This window comes from Pseudomonas sp. P867 (assembly GCF_019891455.1).
GTDB lineage: Bacteria > Pseudomonadota > Gammaproteobacteria > Pseudomonadales > Pseudomonadaceae > Aquipseudomonas > Aquipseudomonas synxantha_A.
Genome location: NZ_JAFLXB010000015.1, coordinates 110,318 through 132,750, shown reverse-complemented (window position 1 = coordinate 132,750; position 22,433 = coordinate 110,318). Strand labels below are relative to the sequence as shown.

The window sequence follows — 22,433 nt, the reverse complement described above, 5'->3', positions numbered from 1 at the left end:
TCAACACTCATCCCACGAGTAGCGACAATACTCATAAAAGGCCTCACTCAATGAAAACACTATTAAAGCCTTTATTGGCGTCTGTTTTATTGCTCTCTACCCTTGTTTCAGGCGGCCTTCATGCGCAGGCTTCCACGTCAGGAAAACCTGTCGCCATCAGCGCTGACAATGCGGTCATGTTGACCGTCTTCCTCAAACATGACCAATCTCGCAACTTGAACGAAATAAGAACAAAACTCACCGAACAGGAACTCTTTAAAGTATTCCCTCCTGAAGGGGTAGAGATTGTCAGTTGGAACATCGCCATGGGGATCGGTCACGTCATCGTTCTACGCTTCCCCGCCTCGCGCCTGCGGGAAGTCAATCTCGCCATCGAACGCTCTGCATGGGGCCCCTTCAGGACGGAGTTCTTTCCTACCTACGATTACATGGACATCGTAGCGGCCGAACAGAGCAAGGTGCGCAAGCCCGTACCCGCTAAATAATTCGCACGCGTGCAAACAGCGTCTCCCACTCGCCGAGACGCTGGCACTTTTCGCAAAATCAGTGGCGCTTTCTCTGCGCCCTCAGCATTTCACACAACACAAATGCAGCATACTCCGAGCATCGAACTCACCGGAGAGCTGCCCCATGCCCACCACCGTTCTAGTCCTGGTTGAAACCATCAACGAATACCTGCAAATCATCGAAAGCAATGACTTTCACGTGATCCTGGCGCCGACGCCCGCCGAACGCGCTCAGGCGATCAAGTTGCACGGTGGGCAGATCAAGGCCGTGCTGACCCGTGGCCCGCTGGGGTTGTACGCTGATGAAATCGCCGCACTGCCGTTGCTGGAAATCATCTGCGTGATCGGTGCCGGCTACGAACACGTGGACCTGCAAGCGGCAAGCAACCGTGGGATCGTGGTCACCAACGGTGCCGGCGTGAACGCCCCCTCGGTGGCCGATCACGCCATGGCGCTGCTGCTCTCGCTGGTGCGCGGGATTCCCCAGACCGATGCCGCCGTGCGGCGCAGCGAATGGCCGAAGGTCATGCGCCCTTCCCTGGCCGGCAAGCAACTGGGAATTCTCGGGCTCGGTGCCGTGGGGATGGAAATCGCCAGGCGCGCCGCCCTCGGCTTCGGCATGGAGGTGAGCTATCACAACCGCCAACCCCGCGATGACGTGGATTACACCTACTGTTCAACGGCCGTCGAACTGGCGCGCACCTCGGACTTCCTGATCCTGGCCACGCCAGGTGGGGCCAGCACTCGCCATCTGATCGATAAACATGCGCTGGATGCGTTGGGCCCCAATGGCTATCTGGTGAACATTGGCCGCGGCAGCGTGGTGGTGACCGCTGACCTCGTGGCTGCCCTGGAGCAACGGCGTATCGGCGGCGCCGCGCTGGATGTATTCGACGACGAACCCAAGGTGCCCGACGCCCTCAAGCGCCTGAGCAATACCGTCCTGACCTCCCATGTGGCCGGCCTGTCACCGGAGGCTGCCCATGACACCGTGCAGCGGGTGGCCGACAACCTGGTGGAATACTTCGCCGGCCGTCCTGTGCTCACGCCGGTTGCGCTGCCAGCGCCCGCAAAATGACCGATCAGGCACGCTGATCACCCTTCAACACGCTAACCTATTAAGCCGCCCCGACCTTGTCGCTGGGCGGCGGTGCGCATTAGATTAGGAAATAGTCCAAGGCCTTTAGAATAAGCAGAAGGGATAAGCATGGCGCTGAACGACCAATCGACCCAGATTCGCCCCGGCGAAGAACTTGATGCCAGCCTGATCGATCCCTACCTCAAGGCCCACATTCCGGGCTTGAACGGCACGCCTGCGATCAGTCAGTTCCCCGGCGGCGCATCGAACCTGACCTACCTGCTGGAATATCCAGGCCAGGAATTCGTGCTGCGTTGCCCGCCGTTTGGCCACAAGGCCAAGTCCGCCCACGACATGGGCCGCGAATACCGCATTCTCAACCAGCTCAAAGATGGTTTTCCGTATTGCCCCAAGGCATACGTGCACTGCACCGATGAATCAGTGATCGGTGCCGAGTTCTATGTGATGGAACGGGTCAACGGCATCATCCTGCGCTCTGACCTGCCGCCCGAACTGGGCCTGGACGCGGCCAAGACTCAAGCGCTGTGCAAAAGCTTTATCGACAAGTTCGTCGAACTGCATCAAGTCGACTACAGCGCCTGCGGCCTGGCCGACCTGGGCAAGCCTGAAGGCTACGTGGCGCGGCAGATTCGTGGCTGGGGCGAGCGCTACGAAAAAGCCCTGACCCCTGATGCGCCAAAATGGGAAGCGGTGCGCGCCTGGCTCAACGACAAAATGCCAGCCGATTCGCCCACATCCAGCATCGTGCATAACGACTACCGCTTCGATAACGTGATCCTCGACCCGCATAACCCGATGCAAATCATCGGTGTGCTGGATTGGGAACTGACCACTCTGGGCGACCCGCTGATGGACCTGGGCAACACCCTCGCCTACTGGATCGAAGCCGCAGACCCGGCGCCGGTGCAACTGATGCGGCGCCAGCCGAGCAACGCCCCGGGGATGCTCACCCGCCGTCAGTTTGTCGACTACTACGCCGAGCGCTCGGGGCTTGCGATCGACAATTTCGATTTCTATTACACCTACGGCCTGTTCCGGCTGGCCGGCATCGTGCAGCAGATCTACTACCGCTTTTTCCACGGCCAGACCCAGGACAAACGCTTTGCGCAGTTCATCCACATGAACAAGCTGCTGGAGCAAATGAGCCTGAATGTCATTGGCAAATCAGCGCTCTGATCGCAACCACAAGGAACCCTTATGTCCAAGACCAACCTGTTTGACCTTGACGGCAAGATCGCCTTCGTTTCCGGCGCCAGCCGTGGTATCGGCGAGGCCATTGCCAAGCTGCTGGCCCAGCAAGGCGCCCACGTGATCGTCTCCAGCCGCAAGCTGGAAGGTTGCCAGCACGTCGCCGACGCGATCATTGCCGACGGCGGCAAGGCCACGGCGATTGCCTGCCATATCGGTGAAATGGAGCAGATTACCCGGGTGTTCGCCGGCATCCGCGAACAGTTCGGCCGCCTGGATATTCTGGTCAACAACGCCGCGACCAACCCGCAGTTCTGCAACGTGCTGGATACCGACCTTGGCGCATTCCAGAAGACGGTCGACGTGAATATCCGCGGTTACTTCTTCATGTCGGTGGAAGCCGGCAAGCTGATGCGCGAGAACGGCGGCGGCAGCATCATCAACGTGGCATCGATCAACGGCATTTCGCCGGGCGTGTTCCAGGGCATCTACTCGGTCACCAAGGCTGCCGTGATCAACATGACCAAGGTGTTCGCCAAGGAATGCGCGGCATTCGGCATCCGTTGCAACGCACTGCTGCCGGGCCTGACTGATACCAAATTCGCCTCGGCGCTGGTCAAGAACGATTCGATCCTGAAAGTGGCCCTGGCGCAGATCCCCCTCAAGCGCGTCGCCGACCCCAGCGAAATGGCCGGCGCGGTGTTGTATCTGGCCAGCGATGCGTCAAGCTACACCACCGGTGTGTCGTTGAATGTAGACGGCGGCTTCCTGTCCTGACGCTGCCTGGTTTCTTCAGATCGATTTGCGCGTAACCTTGGCGCGGATCGATCTGTCTCCAGGATGAAACATGGAACTGCACCTCGTCATCAATGGCCGCAAGGACCTGGCTGCCCAGCTTTATCAGCAACTGCGCGAAGCTATCGCCACCGGGCGACTGTCGGCGGGTGCGCAACTGCCACCGAGCCGCCTGCTCGCCGAACAACTGGGCGTATCGCGCAAGACGGTGTCGGATACCTACACCACACTCACGTACGAAGGCCTGCTGATCGGCAAGATCGGCCGCGGCACTTTCGTCAATGCGTGGGCGCCCCAACCCGATCGTGTGCAAACCGCCACCGACCTGGCCTGCGCCGCCAACCTGGGCAAGTGGGCAGCACTGCCCTCGCCCATGGGCCACCCGTCCCGTGAGGGCATCCTGCGCTACGAATTTATCGGCGGCGCGACTGCACGCAACCAATTCCCCCAGGACGAATGGCGACGCTGCACCCAGGATGCGCTGCGCCGTATCGCCCAGAACAGTGGTTTCTACAGCCAACCGGAAGGGTTACCGGCATTGCGCGAGGCCATCGCCGGGCATATCGCGTTTTCCCGAGGGGTCAAATGCCGCGCCAGCGATATCGTGGTCACCAATGGCGCGCAGCAGGCGCTGGACCTGATTGCCCGCGTGGTGCTGGAACCCGGCAGCATGGTCGCGATGGAAGACCCAGGCTATAGCCCCGCGCGCCAAATGTTCGTAGCGATGGGCGCCAGCGTCGCCAGCGTGGCCGTCGACGAACAGGGGCTCCAGGTCGACCAGATCCCCGATGGCACCCGTCTGATCTATGTAACCCCGTCCCACCAGTTCCCCCTCGGCATGCCGATGAGTCAGAGGCGCCGCCAGGCACTGCTGGACCGCGCAATCGAGCTGGGTGCGATCATCATCGAAGACGACTACGACAGCGAATTTCGCTACGAAGGGCGCCCCACCGACTCCCTGCAAAGCCTGGACACCCGAGGCGTGGTCACCTACGTCGGGACCTTTTCCAAAACCCTGTTGCCCGAGTTGCGCCTGGGCTACGCGGTGCTGCCGCCAGCGATCTATGGCGCGGTGCTCAAGGCCAAGCAGTTGACCGACCAGCACAGCTCTACCCTGCCGCAGTGGGCATTGGCCAAGTTCATCAGCGAAGGCTACCTGCTCAAGCATATTCGCCGTTGCCACAGCATCTACGCGGGGCGTCGCGAACGAATACTGCAGCGTCTGGCGGGCGATCTGTCACCGTGGTTCGAGGCGGTTCCGACGGTGGCGGGCTTTCACCTGGCGGCATTGTGCAAGGTGGCGTTGAATATCCCATTGCTGATAGAACAGGCGCGTCAGGTCGAGGTGGGGTTGTACCCCCTGGACGTATTCTTCCACGACGTGCCATTACGCTCGGGGCTGATTTTCGGCTTCGGCGCCATCGAGACCCTGGACATCGACCCGGCGCTGGACAAGGTGCGCGATATTCTCCGGCAGATTGGCTAAGGGGTTTTCCGGTGTATTGGTCATTGGTGGCGTACAGGCTACGGCGTAGGGTGAAGAGGTCTCGAACTACGCGGAATCCTGATCATGAAACGATTGCTCGCCACCACGCTGATGCTCACCTCCCTCAGCGCATTTGCCCACGACCCGGTATACAACCAGGAAACGCTCAAGGTGCTGCAGGAGCACCCCTTGACCAACGTGCCCGGCAAGAAAACCATCATGCTCACCGTTGACTACGCCCCCGGCCAGGCCACCGTGCCCCATAGCCACACCGGCACTGCGGTGGCTTATGTGCTGCAAGGCGCGATCACCTCGCGGGTCAATGATGAAAAGGCGATCACCTACAAAGCCGGGCAATCGTTCTACGAACCGGCCGGCTCGCGGCATTTTGAGTCAAGCAATGCCAGCCAGACCCAACCGGCCAGGCTGCTGGTGGTGATGGTGCTGGATGACAAGGCTGAGGTACTCACCCCGCTTCCCAAATAATCAGCAACACCACAAAACCCATGTGGGAGCTGGCTTGCCTGCTCCCACAGTTTTAACCGTGTCTGGTCAGGGACGTTTGAATAGGTCGCGCTGGTCTTCAATGCGCAGCCGGCACTCGCAACCCTCTAGATGATCATTGACCATCCCCATCGCCTGCATCAACGCATACATCGTGGTCGGGCCGACGAAGGTCCAGCCGCGTTTCTTCAGGGCCTTGGACAAGCGCATCGAAGCCGCTGAGGTCGGATTGGCCGTCCAGTAAGCCATGTCCACCACTGCCGGCCGCTCTTCTGCGGCGGGCTCGAACGCCCACAGCCAGCGCGCCAGCGAGCCGGTCTCCTCCACCAGTTCACAGGCCCGGCGTGCGTTGTTGATGGCCGAGATGATCTTTGCCCGATTGCGCACGATGCCCGGCTCGCTCATCAACCGCTCAATGTCCGCTTCGCCGTACTGCGCCACCCGGCGAAAATCAAAACCCTCGAACGCCTGCCGAAAGTTATCGCGCTTGCGCAGAATGGTGATCCACGCCATCCCAGCCTGAAACCCCTCCAGGCAGATCTTCTCGTACAACGCGATGTCATCCGCCACCGGCACACCCCACTCGTGGTCGTGGTAATGCAGGTACGCAGGCGCTGCAGTGCGCCAGGCGCAATACATGCGCCCTGCTTCGTCGGTTGTAAGCCCTGATTGGTCCATCCATCACCTCGTATGCCCAAGGCGATGATACGCAAAAAAAATTAATCCCCGTCAACCGCTCAAGCACCGTACTTACCGACCAACTGGTCAGACCGGGACCTGCCAACCGCTGAATATTTACTTGTTGTTTGAAAAAAACCAAGCGTAGACTGGCCGCGCACTGGACTTACCGGTAAGACCACAACAATTAAGCCCTGGAACCACCAGGGCACCGAATAGAGATCCCTCCCATGCTCAGATGGTGCTCGCGTTCGATTTTCCTGCAAGTCGTGATTGGCCTGATGCTCGGCATCGCCTGCGGCCTGGCCCTTCCCGAATTTTCCTCACAACTCAAACCCCTGGGCGACGGCTTTATCAAGCTGATCAAAATGCTGATCGGCCTGATCGTGTTCTGTGTCGTGGTCAGCGGTATTTCCGGCGCCGGCGATTTGAAGAAGGTCGGGCGTATCGGGCTCAAGTCGGTGATCTACTTTGAAGTGCTGACCACCGTCGCCCTGGTGCTTGGCCTGATCATGGCCTTCAGCACCGGCATCGGCAGCGGCGCCAATATTCATCTTGAGCAACTCTCTTCCGCCGGCTTGAATGAGCTGGCCGACAAGGGCCAACACATCAAGGGCACCAGCCAGTTCCTGATGGACCTGATTCCCAACTCGGTGATCGGTGCGTTTGCCGATAACAACGTGTTACAGGTGCTGCTGTTCTCGGTGCTGTTCGGCAGTGCGCTGAACCTGGTGGGCGAAGCGGCCAGCGGTATCTCGCGGCTGATCAATGAGCTTAGCCATGTGATCTTCCGCATCATGGGCATGATCGTGCGCCTGGCGCCGATTGGCGTATTCGGTGCCATCGCGTTCACCACCAGCACCTACGGCCTGGACTCGCTGCAACACCTGGGCAGCCTGGTTGGGCTTTTCTACCTGACGTGCTTTGCCTTTGTCGCGCTGATCCTCGGGCTGGTAATGCGCTTGTCCGGCCTGCGGATGCTGCCGCTGCTCAAGTACCTGCGCGAAGAGCTGCTGATCGTGATGGGCACCGCTTCGTCCGACGCTGTGCTGCCGCAGATCATGCGCAAGCTGGAACATTTGGGCATTGGCAGTTCCACCGTGGGTTTGGTAATTCCCACCGGGTACTCGTTCAACCTCGACGGTTTCTCGATCTACCTGACCCTGGCCATCGTGTTTATCGCCAACGCCACCGGTACACCGCTGTCGATGACCGACTTGCTGACCATCCTCCTGGTATCGTTGATCACCTCCAAAGGCGCCCACGGCATTCCGGGCTCGGCATTGGTGATTCTAGCGGCGACACTCACGGCGATCCCGGCAATTCCGGTGGTGGGCCTGGTGTTGGTGCTGGCGGTGGACTGGTTCATGGGGATCGGTCGTGCGCTGACCAACCTGATCGGCAACTGCGTGGCTACCGTGGCGATTGCTCGCTGGGAAAAAGATATCGATATCCAGCGTGCCAACAAGGTGCTCGACGGCCAGCAGGGCTATGCCTTTCAGGCCAAGAAGCCGGTGCTGCCGGCGCATCAGGAGTTCTAGGACAACACCCATCCAATGTGGGAGCTGGCTTGCCTGCGATAGCGGTGAGTCAGCGTCAAATGTAGTGCCTGACACTCAGTCATCGCAGGCAAGCCAGCTCCCACATTGGCCCTTTGCCAGACTGAATACTGTATGAGCAACATCAAGGAGCCTTCGACGTGATCAGCACCTCAACCGTCGTCAATTCAGTGGTAGAAAAACTGCGCGCCGCCTTGGCGCGAGGCCAGTGGCGCCGCGGTGAAATGCTGCCAGGCCAGCGTGAGCTGGCCGAGCAACTGGGTATCAGCCGCCCGAGCCTGCGTGAAGCGGTGATCGTGCTGGAGACCTTGGGCCTGGTGCGTTCCATGCCGGGCAAAGGTGTGGTGGTACTGGAAACCAGCGTCAGCGAGCCGCAGTCGAGCGACGCGGTGGCCGACGCCAGCCTGGAAGACATCCTGCAACTGCGCTATACCCTCGAACCCTTCATCGTCGGCCTGGTCGCCCAATCCATCAGCAGCAAGGAAATCGGCCAACTGCGCCTGACGCTGATGGACATGCGCGAAGCCCTGGATGCCGGCGACGCCGAGGCGGGCATGAACGCCTACATCGACTTTCACGAAGAACTGTTTGCCCTGACCTCCAACCCGATCTTCCAGAACGTGGTGCAGCAAACCAGCACCGCGCTCAAACAAAGCGCCCAGGTATTGCGCAACTCCCCTGAACACCTGGCCGAACGCCTGCAAGAGAACGAAGCCGTGGTACGCGCCATCCGCAACAAGAACAGCGCCCTGGCCAGTGCCGAAATGCGTCGGCACATCCTGCAGGAAGGCTTGCGCATGGGCATTCGCTTGAATATCCCGGATGACCATCTGGGCAGCTGAATAATTGGAGACCGGCCATGAACGTCCACGCCCTGCAACGTGACCCTCTGCCCTGCCTGCGCCTGGTGTCGGGCAAGAAGCCTTCGGTTGACGACATCTACCCGCGCTTGTTCGACGCGATCCTTGAGCAACGCATTGCGCCTGCCAGCCGCTTCACCGAAGAAGGCCTGGGCGAACTCTTTGGCGTGAGCCGCAGCGTGATTCGCCGGGTGCTCGCCAAGCTGTCCCATCAGCAAGTGGTCATCCTGCGCCCCAACCAGCGCGCCCAGGTCGCCGCGCCGGATGCCCAGCACACACGGCAGATTCTTGAAGCACGGCGCCTGACCGAAATGACCGTGGTGCAACTGGCCTGCGCCCAGGCCACAGCGATGCAAATCCGCCAACTGCGCGAGCTGATTGCGCAGGAGCGCGACGCCATTGAGCGTGACCAGCGTGGGCCGGCGATCCGGTTTTCTGGAGAGTTTCATCTGCAACTGGCGCACATGGCAGGCAATGCGCCGTTGGCACAGTTTCTCAACAGCCTGGTGCCGTTGACGTCGTTGATCATTGCGCAATTTGAAACGAAGGCCTGCACGTATTGTGCGTGGCAGGAGCATGTGGCGATTGTGGATGCCGTGGAACAGCGCGACGCCCACACGGCTGTCGCCCTGATGACTCAGCACCTGGATCACCTGGAAACCCGGCTACTCAAACACCACTGATTCCGAATGAAGTTCAAACTGTGGGAGCTGGCTTGCCTGCGATAGCGGTGTACCAGTGACTCGATTATTAACTGACCCACCGCTATCGCAGGCAAGCCAGCTCCCACATTGATCGCATTCCAGATCAAATAAAAAGCCCCCGCATCTCACGATGCGGGGGCTTTTGGTTTACCGAAGCATCAAGCCGGCTGCAACACCGACTGACCACTCAACGCCAGGTCCAGCAACTCACGATTGGCCACCGCGTACATGGCGTAGTCCGTGCCAACCGCAGCACGAATTTCCACCATCATGGCACGCCAGCGATCAGCCATGTCCTGGTGCTGTTCAAGCCACAGGGCCACGCGGGCTTCCATGTCTTGTGGCGCGTCGGCCATTTGCAGTACCGAAATGGTAATCGCCCGTTGCTGCCAGTCCACGTCATCGCGGAAGGCTTCGCGGGCCTGGGCCTGCCAGTTGTTGGCGACAGGCAGATCGCTGATCTGCTGCAGGTACCACGGCAGGTCCAGGGCGCTGCCGACGGCGAAGTAGGCTTTGGCCACTTCGGCGGCGTCATGCCCGGTCACGTCGGCGGCTTCGATGATCGGCAGCAAGGTGTATAGGTGGGTTGTGCCTGCAACCATGCGTGCCAACAACTCCGGTACGCCGGCCTGGGTGTAGGCCTGGTAACGGTTCTGCCAGCCTTCACGGGTCGGACCTTCCAGCAGTTCGTCGAGCTTGAGGCCCAATGCTGCCAGATGCGGACCGAAGTGCGCAGTGTCACGCCCGGCGTCCTGTTCGTTGCGACGGCTGCGCAGGAACCAGCGCGTAGCACGACGGCCCAGGCGCATCAGCTCGTCCATCAGCTCCAGTTGCACGTCGGCCGACACCTGGTGGTCCAGGGCTTCGATCTGACGGAACCAGTGCGGGAGGTGGAAGATATCGCGCACGATCACATAGGCACCGGCGACGTTCGCCGGGCTCATGCCGGTCGACTCTTTGAGTCGCTGCACGAAGGTGATGCCCATGTGGTTGACCAGGTCGTTGGCGATCTGGGTGCTGACGATCTCGCGCTTGAGGCGATGGCGACGCATGGCTTCGGAGAACTTGGCCACCAGGCTCGGTGGGAACGCGGTCTCCATGTCACGGGTCAGGTATTCGTCATCCGGCACCAGGGATTTGAGCAGCGCTTCCTTGAGGTCGATCTTGCTGTACGAAATCAGCACCGACAACTCCGGACGGGTCAAGCCCTTGCCGGTCGAAGCGCGCTCGGTGAGCTGCTCTTCGGTCGGCAGGTACTCGATGGCGCGGTCCAGCTTGCCACGGCCTTCCAGGTCACTCATCAGGCGTTTGTACTCGGCGGCGCGCTCGTAAGCCTTGCGTGCGGCCAGGGACAGGGCCTGGGTCTGCTTGTAGTTGTTGCCCAACACCAGGTGGCCGACTTCGTCGGTCATGCTCGCCAGCAACTGGTTGCGCTGCTTGTCGGTCATGTCACCGGCCTGCACCACTTCGTTGAGCAGGATCTTGATGTTCACTTCGTGGTCGGAGCAGTCCACGCCACCGGCGTTGTCGATGAAGTCGGTGTTGGAACCGCCGCCATTGAGGCCGAATTCCACACGGCCCAGTTGGGTCATGCCCAGGTTACCGCCCTCGCCCACCACCTTGCAGCGCAGCTCGTTGCCGTTGACACGCAGCGCGTCGTTGGCCTTGTCGCCCACGTCGGCATGGCTTTCGGTGCTGGCCTTGACGTAGGTACCGATACCGCCGTTCCACAACAGGTCCACCGGCGCCTTGAGCAAGGCGTTGAGCAGTTCGGTCGGGGTCAGCTTGTCGGCCTGGATGTCGAAACGCTCTTTCATCTGTGGCGAGATGGCGATGCTCTTGGCGCTTCGCGAGAAGATACCGCCGCCTTCAGACATGATGCTGGTGTCGTAGTCGGTCCAGGACGAACGCGGCAGCTCGAACATGCGCTGGCGCTCGACGAAGCTGGTGGCCGGGTTCGGGTTCGGGTCGATGAAGATGTGCAGGTGGTTGAAGGCCGCGACCAGTTGCAGCTTGTCGGACATCAGCAAACCATTACCGAACACGTCACCGGCCATATCGCCGACGCCCACTACGGTGATGCTGTCTTCCTGCACGTTGATGCCGCGCTCACGGAAGTGACGCTGCACACCGACCCACGCGCCCTTGGCGGTGATGCCCATTTTCTTGTGGTCGTAACCGGCAGAACCGCCGGAAGCGAACGCGTCACCCAGCCAGAAACCGTAGTCGATAGCGATGCCGTTGGCGATGTCGGAGAAGGTTGCAGTGCCCTTGTCCGCCGCCACCACCAGGTAGGGGTCATCGTCGTCATGACGCACGACGTTGGCCGGTGGCACCAGGGCGCCGTCCTTCAGGTTGTCGGTAATGTCCAACAGGCCGGAAATGAAGATGCGGTAGCAGGCGATGCCCTCGGCCGCGATCTCGTCCCGGCTGCCGCCCAATGGCAGGCGACGCGGCAGGAAGCCGCCCTTGGCGCCCACCGGCACGATCACCGAGTTTTTCACTTGCTGGGCTTTTACCAGGCCGAGCACTTCGGTACGGAAGTCTTCTTCACGGTCGGACCAGCGCAGGCCGCCGCGAGCGACGTTGCCGAAGCGCAGATGCACGCCTTCAACACGGGGCGAGTACACGAAGATTTCAAACTTCGGCACCGGCTTGGGCAGCTCGGGGATCGCGTGCGGGTTGAACTTGAAGCTGAAGTACGACTTGTTCTGGCCGTTGGCGTCAGTCTGGTAGAAGTTGGTACGCAGGGTCGCCTTGATCAGGTCCAGGTAGCGACGCAGGATACGGTCTTCGTTGAGCACCTGAACGTCGTCCAGGGCGGTGAGGATCGCTTGTTCCAGGCGTTGCTGCTTGTCTTCCAGGTCGTCGGCGGTGAGCTTGCGCGCCAGGTAGAAGCGGGTCTTGAACAACCGGGTCAACTCGCGGGCGATGTCGGTGTGGTTGTTCAGGGTGCTGGCGATATAGCCCAGGTCGAAGCCCAGGCGGATCTGCTTGAGGTAGCGAGCATAAGCACGCAGCAACGCGACGTCGCGCCATGGCAGGCCGGCGGTCAATACCAGGCGGTTGAACGCATCGTTCTCGGCATCGCCATGCACGATGTGCACGAATGCGTCCTGCAGGGTGTCGTTGAGCTGCTGGATATCCAGGTTCACGCCTTCGGCGGCGATGAATGCAAAGTCATGGATCCAGAACTCACGGCCATTGGCATGGCGCAGGCGATACGGAAACTCGCCCAGCACGCGCAGGCCGAGGTTTTCCAGGATCGGCAGCACGTCGGACAGCGCCAGCGGGGTGTCAGCGTGATAGAGCTTGCAATGCAGTTCGCGCTGACCGGAGACCTGGCCCAGCGGCTGATAGAAGCTCATCACCAGCGGGTTGGCTTCGGTGAGGCTGTTCAGATGCTGCATGTCGACCACGGCCGAATGCGCGGCGAAACGCTCGCGGTAGCCGGCCGGGAAGCCTTTGGGGAAGTCCGCCAGCACGTTGGTGCCGTGGGCTTCGCCGAAACTCTCCACCACCAGACTGGCGTAGTCGTCCTGCCAGCTGCGGCAGGCTTGCACCACTTCTTTTTCCAGTTGCAGCGGGTCGATGTCCAGGCGGTTCTTCGGGTCGACCCGCAGAATCAGTTGCACACGGGCCAGCACGGACTCGGAGAAGAAGGTCCAGAACTCGCAGTCCGAAGCCTTGAGGCGATCCATCAGCACTTGCTGGATCTTCTGACGCACTTCGGTGGAATAGATATCGCGCGGCACATAGGCCAGGCAGTAGCAGAAACGACCGTACGGATCTTTGCGCAGGAACACCCGGATCTTGTTGCGTTCCTGGATCTGCACGATCGACATCACGGTGCTGAACAGCTCGTCGACCGGGGTCTGGAACAGGTCGTCACGGGGCAGCACTTCAACCACTTGGGCCAGTTCCTTGCCCAGATGCGCCTTGGCCTGGAAGCCCGAGCGACGCTCGATTTCCGCTACCTTGCGGCGAATGTACGGGATCACTCGCACGCTTTCGCCGTACACCGAGGAGGTGTAGAGGCCCATGAAGCGGTGTTCCTTGATGACCTTGCCGTCGGCACTGATCTCGCGGATCGACACGTAGTCCGGATACGCCGGGCGGTGCACGCGGCTTGGGTGTGCAGCCTTGGCGAACGACAGCACCGTCGGTTCACGCAGGTAGGCCACGGCGTAGTCTTCGATGCGCAGGTCTTCGGCGGTGAGGCCGGCGCGCAACAGCTTGGTCAGACCGAGGAAGGAGCTGGCGTCATATTCGATATGACCGCCGTCCGCCTCGTCACGTACCACGAACTCTTCATAGCCCAGGAAGGTGAAGTGGTTGCCCACCAGCCATTCCAGGAAGTTCTTGATCTCGGCTTTTTCTTCACCGTCGATCGTGAATGCGCTGGCGTCGATACCGGCCAGCAGGTCCTGGACCTTGGCTTTCATCGGTTCGAAATCAGCCACGGCCACGCGCACTTCGCCCAGCACCTGCTCCAGCTCTTTGCTCAGCACGTTCAGCTCGGCGGCGTTGGCGCAGCGGTCGATCTCCAGGTACATCAGCGACTCTTGTAGGATGCCTTCGCCCTGGGTGCCCTTGGGCAGGATTTCCAGCAACTCACCCTTGCTGCCACGGCGCACGCTGAGCACGGTGGTTTGCAGGGTATGGATGCTGTAGCCACGGCGGTTCAGCTCGGTACGGACCGAGTCCACCAGAAATGGCAGGTCATGGTGCAGCACTTCGACCGCGGTGTGGGTCGATTGCCAGCCATGACGTTCGTAATCGGGGTTGTAGACCCGCACTTGCGGTTGGGTGTGATCGAAGCGCTCAAGCAGGCGCCAGGCAGACAGGGTGCAACCGGCCAGGTCGGAAAGGCGACGCTGGGTCAGTTCGTCCAGGGAAATGATGCCGAAGAATTGCTCAGCGAACAGCGCCACTTGTGGCAGTGCCTGTTCACTGATGTGCTGCGCCAGTGCCGCTTGCAGTTGATGCTGGAAGTCGGCCTTGCTGGCTGCGGTGAAGAACGCCATCTGTGGTACTCCGCTTGGGCTTGTTATTGATGGAAGCGTCGCGTGTTATCCCCTTGCGGGGAGACCGTCAGCTCTGTTCGTGGGTCACGATAAACGAATCAGGCCGACAGGTGGGTGAAGCTGGACAGGACAGTCAGGTCACATACAACTTCCACAAGATGCACACCTTGCCGGGTGACGGTACGACGGGCAGGTCAGGCGCCGGGCGCGGGGCACATCCGTTGCGCAGCTTAACGAGTGTAGGAAGACCGCTGCTTGCGACGCTGCGACATATTCGGTCATCGGTAAGCAGGCAATAGGTTGCAACTTGGGCAACCGCGTTTTTCCGGGCAAAAAACCTGCGTTTTTCAGCCCTCTGAGTACCGAAAATGACTGATACCGCACGCCAGGTCATGCCCTGGGTCTGACACACCCTGCAGCATAAAATTCGCCGCAATGGCACAATTGCCAGCGCAACGCCCTCCTCCACACAGGATTTCCCATGCTGCAGCTGAAAACCGACGCCCTGATGGCCACCCCGTGCGACGAAGAAGAAGACAACATGGCCATGCTTTGCTGCCACGGCAAGAACGGCGAAATGTTCATGTTGAGCCGCTACCCGGATGAAGAGGAAGTGGAACTGACCTGGGATTACGAGCCGTCGACGCTGGATGGGCTGAAGATCACCTTGAGTGCCACGACGTTGCTGATCGAACTTGCAGCCGGTGATGCCGATGCATTGGGTGGCAAGGATCATCTGGAGATCATCCACGCCACGGCCGCATCCGACCTGGCTGAAGTGGAGGAAACCTTGCAGAAAATCCTCGCAGGCACTGGCACTTTCATCCGGACTTGAGCTGCACCCTGGTTCAAATGTGGGAAGGGGCTTGCCCCCGATAGCGGCGGGCCAGTTAATACATCGGTGCCCGACACACGGGCATCGGCGGCAAGCCCCCTCCCACATTGACCGTGTTCCCACACCAAAAGCCTACAAGTTTTTCTGAAAATACCCGTGACGTCGTTAGTCGTCACCCCCTTCGATGCATTAAAGTAAGCCTCCCAAGCCTGGCGCTCGCGCTCCACCATCAGGCTCATCTTTCCAGGAACCGTCATCGATGGAACATCGTGAAGCGCTGCTTGCGCTGCGAACCTTTCTTTCTACGCAGATTCTCGGCCAGGAAAAACTCATCGATCGCCTGCTGATCGCCCTGCTCGCCGACGGCCATATGCTGGTCGAAGGCGCACCGGGGCTGGCCAAGACCAAGGCGATCAAGGAGCTGGCCGAAGGCATCGAAGCGCAGTTCCATCGTATCCAGTTCACCCCCGACCTGCTGCCCGCCGACATCACCGGCACCGAGATCTATCGCCCGGAAACCGGCAGTTTCGTGTTCCAGCAGGGGCCGATATTCCATAACCTGGTGCTCGCCGACGAAATCAACCGCGCCCCGGCCAAGGTCCAGTCGGCCTTGCTTGAAGCGATGGCCGAGCGCCAGGTCAGCGTGGGCCGCAGCACTTACGAGCTATCGCCGCTGTTTTTGGTGATGGCCACGCAGAACCCCATCGAGCAGGAAGGCACCTACCCTCTGCCCGAAGCCCAGCTCGACCGCTTCCTCATGCACGTGAAGATCGGTTTCCCGGACGCCGCCGTCGAACGGCGCATCCTTCAGCAGGCCCGCGGCGAAGCGCTCAATGGCGAAACCAAGCCCGAGCGGCGCGTCAGCCAACAGGCGATCTTTGCCGCCCGCAAGGAAATCCTTGGCCTGTACATGGCCGATGCGGTAGAGGAATACCTGGTGCAACTGGTCATGGCCACGCGTACGCCTTCCAAGTTCGACCCGGAAATGGCCGAGTGGATCGCCTATGGCGCCAGCCCCCGAGGCTCCATCGCCCTGGACCGTTGCGCCCGCGCCCACGCCTGGCTGGCCGGTCGCGACTTCGTGAGCCCCGAGGATATCCAGGCGGTGCTGTTCGACGTGCTGCGTCACCGCATCATCCTGTCGTTCGAAGCCGAAGCTGCCGGGATCGACCAGGACCGCGTGGTGCAACGCATTCTTGACGTTGTTGCCGTCGCTTGAAGCCGATGAACGCCAGCGATGGTATACGCGTAACCCTCAGTGAACTGATTGAGATGCGTCACCACGTGCGCGAAGTGCAGCTGTTCTCCACGCCCGGCCAGCGCAGCCCGTTGATCGGCCTGCACCACTCCAAGCTGCGCGGGCGCGGTGTGGACTTCGATCAGGTGCGGGTGTACCAGGCGGGCGACGACGTGCGCACCATCGACTGGCGCGTGACAGCGCGCACCCAGGAACCGCACACCAAGTTGTTCCACGAAGAACGCGAACGGCCGATCTTTATCATGGTGGAGCAAAGCTGCCGTCTGTTCTTCGGCTCGGGGCAGATGTTCAAGTCGGTGCTCGCCGCACAAGCGGCCAGCCTGATCGGCTGGGCGGCCCTGGGGCATAACGATCGGGTCGGCGGACTGGTGTTCGGCGACAGCGAGCACTACGAAATCAAGCCTCGACGCAGCAAACAAAGCCTGTTGCAGCTGCTTAACCGCCTGGTGCGGGTCAACCAGAGCCTGAACACCGAAAGCCGCCCCGAAGCTGACGCCCTGGGCATGGCCTTGCGCCGTGGCCGTGAAGTGTTGCGACCGGGCAGCCTGGGAATTGTGATCTGCGATGAACGGGCGCTGACTGACAGCGCCGAGCAACAGCTGAGCCTGCTGTCGCGACATTGCGACCTGTTGCTGCTGCCCATTTCCGACCCGCTTGATCACGCCCTGCCCGCCGCCGGGTTACTGCGCTTCGCAGAACGCGGCGCACAGCTGGAACTGGACACCCTGAACATTGATTTGCGCCAGGCCTACAAAGCCCAGGCCGAAGCACGTATCGCCCGCTGGGAACGGCTCGCGCAAAAGCTGCGGGTGCTGTTGATGCCGTTGAGCACACAGAGTGAAATGGTCGAGCAATTGCGCGAGTACCTCAACCCGCAACGCCCGGTTAAAAAACAATGAGCAGCCTGGACCAACTGCAACCGCTGATCGCGCCGCCGGCCATCGGCTTCTGGCCGCCTGCGCCCGGCTGGTGGCTGTTGCTGCTGGTGATCCCGCTGCTCGGCTGGGGCCTGTGGTGGTTGCGCCGCTTCCTGCCAACCCGCCGCCCCGTGGCCCGCGCCGAACAACCGCTGGACCCGCTGCGCATCGCCGCCCTCGCCGAACTGGCCTTGATGCCCAAGCCCTACGACGGCGCGCCCGCAGGTGCCTGGCTGCAACAACTCAACGGCCTGCTCAAGCGCCTGTGCCGTAACGACTACCCGTATAGCCAGAGCCATACCCTCAACGGCCGCAAATGGCTGGCCTTCCTCGACAACCGCTGCCCCGCCGCCGGCCTGACGCGCTGGATGGTACTGGTGGAAGGCGCCTACAAGCCCGAATGCAAACTCGACGACAAAGCTATCGCCGGCCTGACTCAAGCTGTCGACACCTGGATCCGCAAACATGTTTGAGTTCGCCTGGCCGTGGATCTTTACCCTGTTGCCATTGCCCTGGTTGATGCGCCTGATCCTGCCCGTGGCCGACAGCGGCGAACCGGCATTGAAAGTCAGCTACCTGAGCGACCTCGAAGGCTTGGCCCGCCGTCGCGCCCGCGCCAACCTGCCAGGCTGGCGCCAGCAGGCCCCCTTCGTGGTGCTGTGGCTGCTGCTGTTGACTGCCGCCGCACGCCCGCAATGGCTGGGCGAGCCTTTGCCAATTGCCGCCAGTGGCCGGGACTTGCTGGTGGCGGTCGACGTGTCAGGCTCCATGGATTTCCCCGACATGCACTGGCAGGGTGAGGACGTGAGTCGCCTGGCCCTGGTCAAACACCTGCTCGGGGACTTTCTTGAAGAACGCGAAGGTGACCGCGTGGGCTTGATCCTGTTTGGTACTCAAGCCTACCTGCAGGCACCGCTGACCTTTGATCGGCGCACCGTACGTACCTGGCTGGACGAAGCGCGTATCGGCATTGCCGGCAAGAACACCGCCATCGGCGATGCCATTGGCCTGGCCTTGAAACGCCTGCGCCAACGCCCGGCGCAAAGCCGTGTGCTGATCCTGATCACCGACGGCGCCAATAACGCCGGGCAGATCGACCCGTTGACGGCAGCGCGACTGGCGGCCGAAGAAGGCGTGAAGATTTACCCGATCGGCATTGGCGCCGACCCGGAGCAAACCGGTTCCCTGGGCATTCTCGGCGTAAATCCGAGCCTGGACCTCGACGAGCCGGCGCTCAAGGCGATGGCCGAGGCCACCGGCGGTCAATATTTCCGCGCCCATGACGGCGAGGAACTGCAGCAGATCAAGGAGACCCTCGACACCCTGGAGCCCGTCGAACAACAACCCACCCAAGCGCGACCGGCCCAGGCGTTGTACAGCGGCCCGCTGGCGCTGGCGCTGATCTTGAGCCTGTTGCTGGTGATCCAGGAACGCTGGCCCAACAACGCCTTGCAACGCGGGTTCAACAAGCTGTCGAGCAAAGGGATCTTCCTGCAACAACACCCTGAATGGCGCCAGCGCCTCAAGCGCTTGCGTTTGCGGAGACGTCGATGATCGCCCTGTGGCCGCACTGGTTCCGGCCCTGGTGGCTATTGCTGCTGCCGCTGCTCGGCTGGTTGCTGTGGCAGTTGTGGCACCGACAAAAGCGCGCCGGCCGCTGGCAGATGATCCTGCCACCGGCCTTCCATGCCGTACTGCTCAGTGGCGGCAACGGCCGCGAGAGCAAATCGCCGTGGGTGCTGCTGGGCATCGCCTGGCTGTTGGCCGTGCTGGCGTTGCTGGGGCCCAGTTGGCAACGGGTTGAACAGCCCAGTCAGAAACCCGCTGACCCGCTGGTGGTACTGCTGGAACTGACCCCGGAAATGCTTGCCACCGACAGCCCGCCCAACCGCCTGGAGCAGGCGCGGCGCAAGCTGTATGACCTGCTGCAAGCACGCACCGATGCGCAAACCGCCATCGTCGTGTATGCGGGCAGCGCCCATACGCTGGTGCCGCTGTCGGACGACCTGGCCACCAGCCGCAATCTGCTGGAGGCCCTGCGCCCTTCGATCATGCCCGAGCCCGGCCATCGCGCCGATCTGGCCGTGGAAAAAGCCCTCGGCCTGCTCAAGCAAGGCGGGCTCGGCCAGGGGCGCCTGCTGCTGATCGGCTCCTCGCTGTCGAAACAGGAGCGCCAGGGCATCCGCCTGCAACTGCAAAGCGCCCAGGCACCGCCCTTGTCGATCCTCGGCATCGGCAGCCGTGAAGGCACACCGGTGACCCAGGAAAGCGGCGAGTTCCTCAAGGACGACCAGGGCGCGATCCTGGTGCCACGCCTCGACAGCCCGACGCTCAAGGCCTTCGCCAGTGAAATGGGTGGCCGCTACCGTGCAGCGCGCCTGGATGACAAGGACCTGCGCCAACTGGGTATGCTCGACAGCGTACAAGCCCTGCGCAACGACGGCCAAGTGCTGCACCTGGACACCTGGGCCGATCAGGGTTACTGGCTGCTGCTGCCGCTGTTACTGCTGGCCGCCTGCGCCGGGCGTCGCGGCTGGCTGTTCTGCCTGCCGTTGCTGTTGCTGGGCGCGCCACAACCCAGTTACGCCTTTGGCCTTCAGGACCTGTGGCTGCGCCCCGACCAGCAAGGTCAATACCTGCTCAAGCACAAGCGCCCAGCCGAAGCCGCCGAACACTTTCAAGACCCGCAATGGCAAGGTGTAGCCCTGTACGAAGCCGGCAATTACGCCGAGGCGATCAAACGTTTTGCCCAGGGCAACGACGCCTATTCCCACTACAATCGAGGCAATGCCCTGGCCAAAGCCGGTGAACTTGAAGCCGCTATCGACGCCTACGAGCAAGCCCTGGAAGCCCAGCCCGATCTGCAACCGGCGCTGAAAAACAAGGCCCTGGTTGAAACCCTGATGCAAGAGCAAGCCGAGCCCGAGCCGACCCAGCCTGCAAAAAACGAAGATGACGAAAGCCCCCAACCCGGCCAAACTGCGCAACCGGGGGCCAGCGGGCAAACGGGCCAGAGCGGCGAACAATCGCCCCAGGGCCAGGGCGAAGCCAGCAGCGGTGAAACTCAGGCCGGCGCCACCCCACAGCCAGGCCACAATGAAGTGCCGGGCAGCGAACTGGGCGACGAGCACACCACCACGCCGCCCCTGCGCCCTGTCGACACCCGCCTTGAAGGTGAGCGCCGCCAGGCGCTGGAGCAATGGCTGCAAGAGATCCCGGACAATCCCGGTGAGCTGCTGCGGCGCAAATTCTGGTACGAACAGCAACAACATCAGGACACGACTCGATGAGCCGCCGCACCACCCTTTTGCTTCTGCTCGCGTTGTCGGCAGGCCACGCCCAGGCGGCGAACCTGGTTGCCAGCGTTGACCGTAACCGCCTCAACTCCGGGGAAACGGTGGAGCTGACGGTGGAGTCCAGCGATGTAACCCAATTCGGCAAGCCGGACCTGTCGCCCCTGGACGCACAGTTTGAAGTCAGCGGCACCCGCCAGATCAACCAGCTCACCACCCTGGGCGGCGATAACCACGCCACCACCCGCTGGATCATCACCCTGCTGCCCAAGGAAAACGGCAACGTGATCATCCCGCCGTTGCAAGTGGGCGCACTCAAGACCCAGCCGATCACCCTGCAAGTGGTCGAAACCGCCAGCCAGAACACCAGCACCGAGCTGGCCCCAGTATTTATCGAGGCCAACCTCGACCAGACCGCCGTGTACGTCCAGGCCCAAGCGCTGTTGACCGTACGCGTGTACCACTCGGTATCGCTGTATGACGACAGCAGCCTCACGCCCTTGCAGATTCCCGATGCACGTGTCGAACAACTGGGCGAGTCGCGTACCTATGAGAAGGTCATCAACAGCATCCGCCATGGCGTGATCGAGACCCGCTACGCTGTCTACCCGCAGCACAGCGGCACGGTGGTGATTCCGGCGCAGACCTTCAGCGCTACCCTGGTCGAATCGCGCCCACCCCAGGAAAACACACTGCAGGGCACCAAGCCGGGCAAGATGATCCACGTCAGCTCTGCGGCCCTGCCGTTGACGATCAAACCCAAGCCGGACCTCTACCCCGCCGACGCTCCCTGGCTGCCGGCGCGCAGCCTGACCCTGAGCGAAGGCTGGAACCCTACGCCGGACCACGTGCAGGTCGGCGACTCTCTGACTCGCAGCCTCACCGTGCAGGCCGAGGGCTTATCCAGCGCACAGTTGCCGGCGCTGCCCAGCGCCGACGTCAACGGCCTGCGCCGCTACCCGGACCAACCGGTACTGGGCAACCAGACCAGCGACCGCGGCCTGATCGGCAGCCGTGAAGACCGCGAAGCCCTGGTGCCAACCCGCGCCGGCGAGCTGGAACTGCCGCCGGTGGAAGTGGTGTGGTGGAACACCCACGAAGATCACCTGGAACGCACCAGCCTGCCGGCGCGCACTGTGCAAGTGGCGGTCAATCCCAGCCTGGTGGTGGACGCACCCGCCACGCCGACCATCATCACTGCACCCGACGATGAGCGCCTGTGGCTGTGGCAACTGAGCACACTGATCCTGGCATGCACCACGTTGCTGGGCTTCGGCCTGTGGTGGCGCGCCCGTCGGCAGCCGGCCGTACAGCGCGCCGCGCAAACCGGCCCGAGCCCGCGCACCCTGCTCGACGACCTCAAGCGCGCCACCCAGGCCAACGATCCGCAAGCCACCCGCCAGGCCCTCGATGCCTGGGCGCGTCAACAGCCGGAAACCCTGGCCGACATGGCGGCGCGGTTTGTGCCATTGTCAGATGCCCTGGATGGCTTGAACGGCGCGCTGTACAGCGAAAGCGGCCAGTACTGGCTGGGTGAAGACCTGTGGCGTGCGATCAAGGCCATCCCCGTGGCCGAACGCGAGCAGGACCCGGCGACCGACACCACCAGCTTGCCGCCGTTGTATCCCAAGTAATACCGCAAACTCATGTGGGAGGGGGCTTGCTCCCGATGGCAGAGTTTCAGTTGATACATCTTTAACTGACCCACCACTATCGGGAGCAAG

18 protein-coding genes are annotated in these 22,433 nt (G+C 61.7%); 16 read left to right on the top strand and 2 right to left on the bottom strand.

Annotated features, from left to right (window positions below):
* Window positions 1–50 precede the first annotated feature (50 nt).
* The 6 genes from J1G33_RS23555 (at window position 51) to J1G33_RS23530 (ending at window position 5,560) form a co-directional block, all read left to right on the top strand.
* On the top strand, window positions 51–485 hold the full coding sequence (locus J1G33_RS23555; RefSeq protein ID WP_032880840.1) for a hypothetical protein: 435 nt from the start codon (window positions 51–53) through the stop codon (window positions 483–485).
* A gap of 145 nt (window positions 486–630) precedes the next feature.
* Window positions 631–1,584: a 2-hydroxyacid dehydrogenase gene (locus J1G33_RS23550; protein ID WP_148853925.1), complete on the top strand. Its 954-nt coding sequence runs from the start codon at window positions 631–633 to the stop codon at window positions 1,582–1,584.
* Between the two features lie 129 nt (window positions 1,585–1,713).
* Window positions 1,714–2,781, top strand: a complete 1,068-nt coding sequence (locus tag J1G33_RS23545) for a phosphotransferase family protein (protein WP_223018861.1) — start codon at window positions 1,714–1,716, stop codon at window positions 2,779–2,781.
* Between the two features lie 21 nt (window positions 2,782–2,802).
* On the top strand, window positions 2,803–3,570 hold the full coding sequence (locus J1G33_RS23540) for an SDR family oxidoreductase (protein WP_223018860.1): 768 nt from the start codon (window positions 2,803–2,805) through the stop codon (window positions 3,568–3,570).
* Window positions 3,571–3,640: 70 nt separating this feature from the next.
* Entirely contained in the window at window positions 3,641–5,074 is a 1,434-nt protein-coding gene (locus tag J1G33_RS23535; RefSeq protein ID WP_148853924.1) for a PLP-dependent aminotransferase family protein, read from the top strand.
* An 84-nt stretch (window positions 5,075–5,158) separates the two neighbouring features.
* A complete protein-coding gene (locus J1G33_RS23530) occupies window positions 5,159–5,560 on the top strand; it encodes a cupin domain-containing protein (RefSeq protein WP_078821220.1) in 402 nt (133 codons plus the stop codon).
* A gap of 66 nt (window positions 5,561–5,626) precedes the next feature.
* Here the strand turns inward: J1G33_RS23530 and J1G33_RS23525 are convergent, their stop codons facing one another.
* Window positions 5,627–6,256: a DNA-3-methyladenine glycosylase I gene (locus J1G33_RS23525; RefSeq protein ID WP_223018859.1), complete on the bottom strand. Its 630-nt coding sequence runs from the start codon at window positions 6,254–6,256 to the stop codon at window positions 5,627–5,629.
* Between the two features lie 215 nt (window positions 6,257–6,471).
* On the opposite strand from J1G33_RS23525, the gene J1G33_RS23520 reads away from it, so the two are divergent.
* From J1G33_RS23520 to J1G33_RS23510, 3 genes are all read left to right on the top strand, one after another.
* Window positions 6,472–7,797, top strand: coding sequence for a C4-dicarboxylate transporter DctA (locus J1G33_RS23520; protein WP_177327440.1), 1,326 nt, complete (start codon window positions 6,472–6,474; stop codon window positions 7,795–7,797).
* 158 nt (window positions 7,798–7,955) lie between these two features.
* Window positions 7,956–8,657 (top strand): FadR/GntR family transcriptional regulator, encoded by a 702-nt coding sequence (locus J1G33_RS23515; RefSeq protein WP_014718317.1) that lies wholly within the window; start codon window positions 7,956–7,958, stop codon window positions 8,655–8,657.
* Window positions 8,658–8,674: 17 nt separating this feature from the next.
* Window positions 8,675–9,358, top strand: a complete 684-nt coding sequence (locus tag J1G33_RS23510) for a GntR family transcriptional regulator (protein WP_078821218.1) — start codon at window positions 8,675–8,677, stop codon at window positions 9,356–9,358.
* A gap of 179 nt (window positions 9,359–9,537) precedes the next feature.
* Here J1G33_RS23510 and J1G33_RS23505 read toward each other — a convergent pair whose 3' ends face one another.
* Window positions 9,538–14,406: an NAD-glutamate dehydrogenase gene (locus tag J1G33_RS23505; protein WP_032880832.1), complete on the bottom strand. Its 4,869-nt coding sequence runs from the start codon at window positions 14,404–14,406 to the stop codon at window positions 9,538–9,540.
* 481 nt (window positions 14,407–14,887) lie between these two features.
* On the opposite strand from J1G33_RS23505, the gene J1G33_RS23500 reads away from it, so the two are divergent.
* The 7 genes from J1G33_RS23500 to J1G33_RS23470 all read left to right on the top strand — a co-directional run bounded on the left by J1G33_RS23500 (window position 14,888) and on the right by J1G33_RS23470 (window position 22,343).
* A complete protein-coding gene (locus J1G33_RS23500; RefSeq protein WP_223018858.1) occupies window positions 14,888–15,241 on the top strand; it encodes a hypothetical protein in 354 nt (117 codons plus the stop codon).
* A gap of 259 nt (window positions 15,242–15,500) precedes the next feature.
* Window positions 15,501–16,460, top strand: coding sequence for a MoxR family ATPase (locus J1G33_RS23495; RefSeq protein ID WP_005787860.1), 960 nt, complete (start codon window positions 15,501–15,503; stop codon window positions 16,458–16,460).
* A 5-nt stretch (window positions 16,461–16,465) separates the two neighbouring features.
* Window positions 16,466–17,398, top strand: coding sequence for a DUF58 domain-containing protein (locus J1G33_RS23490; RefSeq protein WP_005787858.1), 933 nt, complete (start codon window positions 16,466–16,468; stop codon window positions 17,396–17,398).
* Window positions 17,395–17,889, top strand: coding sequence for a DUF4381 domain-containing protein (locus J1G33_RS23485; protein WP_017136650.1), 495 nt, complete (start codon window positions 17,395–17,397; stop codon window positions 17,887–17,889). The genes J1G33_RS23490 and J1G33_RS23485 overlap by 4 nt, the downstream gene beginning before the upstream one ends.
* Window positions 17,882–18,970, top strand: a complete 1,089-nt coding sequence (locus J1G33_RS23480) for a VWA domain-containing protein (RefSeq protein ID WP_032880830.1) — start codon at window positions 17,882–17,884, stop codon at window positions 18,968–18,970. Before J1G33_RS23485 ends, J1G33_RS23480 begins: the two co-directional genes overlap by 8 nt.
* Window positions 18,967–20,706 carry a tetratricopeptide repeat protein gene (locus tag J1G33_RS23475; protein WP_078821215.1) on the top strand — a complete coding sequence of 580 codons (1,740 nt, stop codon included), beginning with the start codon at window positions 18,967–18,969 and terminating at the stop codon, window positions 20,704–20,706. The genes J1G33_RS23480 and J1G33_RS23475 overlap by 4 nt, the downstream gene beginning before the upstream one ends.
* A complete protein-coding gene (locus J1G33_RS23470; RefSeq protein WP_032880828.1) occupies window positions 20,703–22,343 on the top strand; it encodes a BatD family protein in 1,641 nt (546 codons plus the stop codon). Before J1G33_RS23475 ends, J1G33_RS23470 begins: the two co-directional genes overlap by 4 nt.
* Window positions 22,344–22,433: the final 90 nt, after the last annotated feature.